This window comes from Pseudomonas sp. P4_C3, from assembly GCF_056402075.1.
This window is the reverse complement of the sequence record NZ_JBFUIC010000324.1, coordinates 1-4,461: the sequence shown is the minus strand read 5'-3', so window position 1 is coordinate 4,461 and position 4,461 is coordinate 1. Positions and strand designations below refer to the sequence as shown.

5 protein-coding genes are annotated in these 4,461 nt (G+C 60.3%); 4 read left to right on the top strand and 1 reads right to left on the bottom strand.

The window, feature by feature from the left end; genetic code table 11:
* Nucleotides 1-70: 70 nt before the first annotated feature.
* Both AC1DVH_RS26770 and AC1DVH_RS26765 read left to right on the top strand, forming a co-directional pair.
* Nucleotides 71-517: an anti-virulence regulator CigR family protein gene (locus tag AC1DVH_RS26770; RefSeq protein WP_108232172.1), complete on the top strand. Its 447-nt coding sequence runs from the start codon at nt 71-73 to the stop codon at nt 515-517.
* Between the two features lie 120 nt (nt 518-637).
* Complete coding sequence (locus AC1DVH_RS26765) at nt 638-1,135, top strand: hypothetical protein (protein WP_477756328.1); 498 nt, start codon at nt 638-640, stop codon at nt 1,133-1,135.
* Between the two features lie 247 nt (nt 1,136-1,382).
* Here AC1DVH_RS26765 and AC1DVH_RS26760 read toward each other — a convergent pair whose 3' ends face one another.
* Nucleotides 1,383-1,835 carry a hypothetical protein gene (locus tag AC1DVH_RS26760; RefSeq protein WP_477756327.1) on the bottom strand — a complete coding sequence of 151 codons (453 nt, stop codon included), beginning with the start codon at nt 1,833-1,835 and terminating at the stop codon, nt 1,383-1,385.
* 324 nt (nt 1,836-2,159) lie between these two features.
* Here AC1DVH_RS26760 and AC1DVH_RS26755 point away from each other — a divergent pair, with 324 nt between their 5' ends.
* Both AC1DVH_RS26755 and AC1DVH_RS26750 read left to right on the top strand, forming a co-directional pair.
* Entirely contained in the window at nt 2,160-3,881 is a 1,722-nt protein-coding gene (locus AC1DVH_RS26755) for a SulP family inorganic anion transporter (protein WP_477756326.1), read from the top strand.
* 58 nt (nt 3,882-3,939) lie between these two features.
* The coding region (locus tag AC1DVH_RS26750) for a polyphosphate kinase 2 family protein (RefSeq protein WP_477756325.1) at nt 3,940-4,461 on the top strand (522 nt) is incomplete at its 3' end.

Sequence of the window (4,461 nt, the reverse complement as noted above, 5' to 3'; positions counted from 1 at the left end):
CTTGATGGAACCAACACCGTCAATAGCGTCTAAATTTCAGAGCATCTTCCCCACCACGAAGGAACGACTCATGTACAAGTCTCGATCATTGATTGCAGCGATTACCTGTTTGACCCTGATCAGCGGCTCGGTGACGGCGCTGGCCGATCCCGGTAACGGCCAGGGCAACGGGAAGGTCAATCATGGCAACCAGGGTGGTCATGGCAACAAGAACAAGAATTCCGGCGGCGGGGACTGGAGCAACGGCCCGAGCATCAACCGTGGTAGCGTGCTCGAGATCATTGGCGTGAATACGGGCTACTGGAGCCCCGGGCCTGACCTGCCACCGGGTATTCAAAAGAACCTTGCCCGAGGCAAGCCGCTTCCACCCGGCATTGCGAAAAAACTGGATGGCCGACTGGTCGGCCGGCTGCCCCACTATGATGGCTACGAATGGCAGCAAGTCGGCACGGATCTGATCCTGGTTGCGCTGGCCACCGGGCTTGTCTATGAAATTCTCGACGGTGCGTTTGATTAAAGTGTGGAAGGTAGTCTTCCCGCTGACTCAAGGTGCTCCAGCCGTCTGTCGTAGTGCTTGAACTGTTGGAGGGATATCGCGTCATACGTCACGCGATATCAACCTCCTACGGAAGCAATCATGCTTTTTAAAAACAAGAGTCTCGTTGCTGTAATGTCATGCGCCATGATGCTTGCAGCCGCCCCGTTACTCCCTGATGGCCTGTCGATCATGGGTTCCGCATACGCGAAGGACGGCGGTGGCGGTGGCGGTGGCGGTGGCGGCGGTGGCGGCGGTGGAAACGGCGGCGGAAATGGTGGCGGAAACGGCGCAGGCCACGGCGGCGGTATGGGTGGCGGACACGCCGGTACAGGCCACTCTGGCAGTAACGGCCGCGGCAACGGGCTGGACAGCGACCATGCTGGCAAATCCGTGCGCGACCATGGCCTGAGCGGGAACCACTACGGTAGTGAGCGCAACGATGACAACGGTCATGGCACCACGACCTCAGGCCTCGCCCATTCCAAGGATACTCGCGGCATCTCCAAGGCCAGGGCTATTTCGGCTTCGACGCCAGGTGATCACAACACCAAAGGCTTGAGTAAAGCCGGACTGTCGACCTCGAAAAAATCCCATTGAGTTCGCGGTTGTAGACATCAGTTTCTGAAAAGCCCAAAACCCGCTGAAAGGCGGGTTTTTTTGCAATTGGAATTTGATCGCCGGACATTACACGGACACGCAAAAGCGCCAGGACGTTATCAATGAGTAATGACAGGTTCGTGACCGCAGCTTCTACCGGCCCCATTTGCACTCACCAGACGCCACCGCTCGCACCGGACAACCGGTGGCACGAGCGGTACCGAGGGCTGGCCTGAAAGGGTCGCGGCTATTTCGCCGGCACTTCAGGCTTGATATCCCCGCAAAAAATATCGACGTTGCCATCGGTCGCAGCCGTGCGCACGACCACCGAATACTTGCCGTCAAGCAACGTCTGCAACGGCACAGGCGCGGTTCTGGTAAAAGACCAGCCGCGTACGGCTTGGCGTTCGGTGTTGACGGTGTCGTTCATCGCATAGGCGACTGACCCGGGTTGCTGGCAAGTGCCGTTATTGATGAACGAGTAAAGGCGCAAGGGCAGGATAACCCCGGTTGGAACACCGCTGACGAAGAAACTGAGCCCGGTTTTCTTGTCCCAGTCGGTCAACGTGACGGTGCCGATCTGACCGGCGTTTTGCCGGGTGGCGACCAGGGTAACGTTCACGCCGTGGGTCGATGAAGTGGTGCAGCCAAACAGGCTTGTCGCAACCATGAGTGCTGCCAGTGAGGTTTTGAGCTTCATTGCCAAACTCCTGAGCTGAAGAACTGCAATGGGGGGGAGTTAGCCGGTATAGCTCATTTATCGCTTTCATGACGTCGTCCATATAAGGCTTTCCATTTTTGACCGGTGATGGTGGGGCGTCTGTCCCCTTCGCCAGTCATATGGCGGCGTAGCCGCGCAAACCGGCTACATTTGTAACTGGTCGAGCCTGCGTGGACTGCCTGCCGGTACACGCGCTTCGCTGCCGATGAAGGTTTGCAGTGGTTACACGTGCAGTTAAAGGATTGTGCGGTCAGTTGAGTCTACTCATCATCCGCATGGGACGATTGGCGACTGGAGTGACTCATGAATCAACAAGGCAGCCATCCGCAAGAGCGGAGTCCAGGCACTCCACCGCGGGGTACCGTGCGCAGCCTGTTGATCCCGCAATGGCTCGGCAACTATCGGCCCGACTGGCTGCGAGGCGATGTGGTCGCCGGGCTGACGGCAGCGGCCGTGGTCATTCCCAAGGCGCTGGCGTACGCCACGATTGCCGGCCTGCCTGTGCAGGTCGGGTTGTACACGGTGCTGGTGCCGATGGTGATCTATGCCGTGCTCGGCACCTCGCGCCCGCTCAGTGTCAGCACCACGACCACCCTGGCCATTCTCGCCGGCTCCGCGTTGGGCCAGATCAGCCCCGATGGCGATGCGGCGACCTTGCTCGCGGCTTCCGCCACGCTGGCCCTGATGGTGGGCGCGATCCTGATCGTCGCGGGGTTGCTGCGCCTGGGTTTCGTCGCCAATTTCATTTCCGAACCGGTACTGGTGGGTTTCAAGGCCGGCATCGGTGTGGTCATCGTGCTCGACCAGCTACCAAAATTGCTCGGTACTCACATCGACAAAGGTGGCTTCCTGCACAATCTGCTGGCCACGGTTCAGAGCATCGGTCATGCCTCGCTGCCCACCGTGGCGGTCGGTGTGTTCATGGTACTGCTGCTGGTCGGCATGAAGCGTTTTACGCCGCGGCTGCCCGCACCCTTGATTGCGGTGGCGCTGGGCATAATCGCCATGAGCCTGTTTGGCCTGGAGAGCTTTGGTGTGTCCGCCGTCGGCCTGGTGCCGATCGGATTGCCCGCGCCGACCCTGCCGGTATGGTCGTTGGCCGCAACCCTGTGGCCTTCGGCGATGGGCATCGCGCTGATGAGTTTCACCGAAACCATCGCGGCGGGGCGCGCGTTCGCCCGCAGTGACGAGCCCGTGCCACAGCCGAATCGGGAGCTGCTGGCCACTGGCGTTGCCAACATCGGCGGCGCATTTCTCGGGGCCATGGTCGCGGGTGGCGGGACCACTCAAACGGCGGTGAACCGTTTGGCCGGTGCCCGTTCGCAACTGGCCGCACTGGTCACCGCAGCACTGGCTTTGGGTACTTGCCTGCTGCTGGCGCCGCTGATTGGCCTGATGCCCAATGCCACGCTCGCAGCCGTGGTGATTGTGTATTCGGTGGGCTTGATCGAGCCGGCGGAATTTCGCGAGATCCTGTCGGTTCGCCGTACCGAATTTGCCTGGGCCGTAGTGGCCATGATCGGCGTGATGTTGCTGGGCACGCTGCAAGGGATCGTCGTGGCGATTATCGTCTCGTTGCTGGCCCTGGCCTATCAGGTCTCGGACCCGCCCGTGCATGTCCTCGGGCGCAAGCCTGGCACCAATGTGTATCGGCCGCAGTCCGCCGAACACCTCGATGACGAACACTTTGACGGGCTGCTGTTGCTTCGGCCTGAAGGGCGGATTTTTTTCGCCAACGCCCAGCGCATCGGCATGAAGATGCGACCCCTGATCGAAGATGCAAGGCCCCGCGTGGTGATACTGGACCTGCGCAGCGTGTTCGACCTGGAGTACACCGCCCTGAAAATGCTCACCGGGGCGGAACAGCAACTGCGGGAAAAAGGCATTTCACTGTGGCTGGTGGGCATGAGCCCTGGCGTATGGGACATGGTCACCAAGGCACCRTTGGGTCGTACGCTGGGTGAAGCGCGCATGTTCCTGAACCTGGAGCAGGCGGTTGAACATTACCAGCGCAGTCGAGGCTGAATGAACGCGGCCGGGCGCACTCCGGACGCTGTGTGACGCATTGAAGGAGGTAACGGGCATGGCAAAGAAGAAGGCTGCACCGAAAAGCAAACCGGTCGAAGGCGACAAGCTCAAGAACAAGGTGTATCTCGAGGAACTGGCGAAGCTGCATGTCGAGCTGGTCAAGCTGCAGGAGTGGGTGCAGCACACGGGCGCGAAGATTTGCATCATCTTCGAGGGCCGTGATGGCGCCGGCAAGGGCGGGACCATCAAGGCACTGACCGAACGGGTCAGTCCGCGAGTGTTCCGGGTGATGGCGTTGCCGGCACCGACCGACCGGGAAAAAAGCCAGATGTATTTGCAACGTTATCTGCCGCACATGCCGGCGGCCGGTGAAGTGGTGATCTTCGATCGCAGCTGGTACAACCGCGCCGGGGTCGAGCGGGTCATGGGATTTTGCAGCGAAGAGCAGGTGCGCACGTTTCTCACCGTGGCGCCGCGCGTCGAACAGGCACTGGTCGAATCGGGAATCATCCTGATCAAGTACTGGCTTGAAGTGAGCGAGGAGGAACAGACCCGTCGCCTCAAGGCACGTATCACC

Excerpts from the sequence above, each read along its gene's own strand:
- AC1DVH_RS26765 (WP_477756328.1), top strand. The coding sequence starts at position 638 with ATGCTTTTTAAAAACAAGAGTCTCGTTGCTGTAATGTCATGCGCCATG.
- AC1DVH_RS26770 (WP_108232172.1), top strand. The coding sequence starts at position 71 with ATGTACAAGTCTCGATCATTGATTGCAGCGATTACCTGTTTGACCCTG.
- AC1DVH_RS26760 (WP_477756327.1), bottom strand. The coding sequence starts at position 1,835 with ATGAAGCTCAAAACCTCACTGGCAGCACTCATGGTTGCGACAAGCCTG.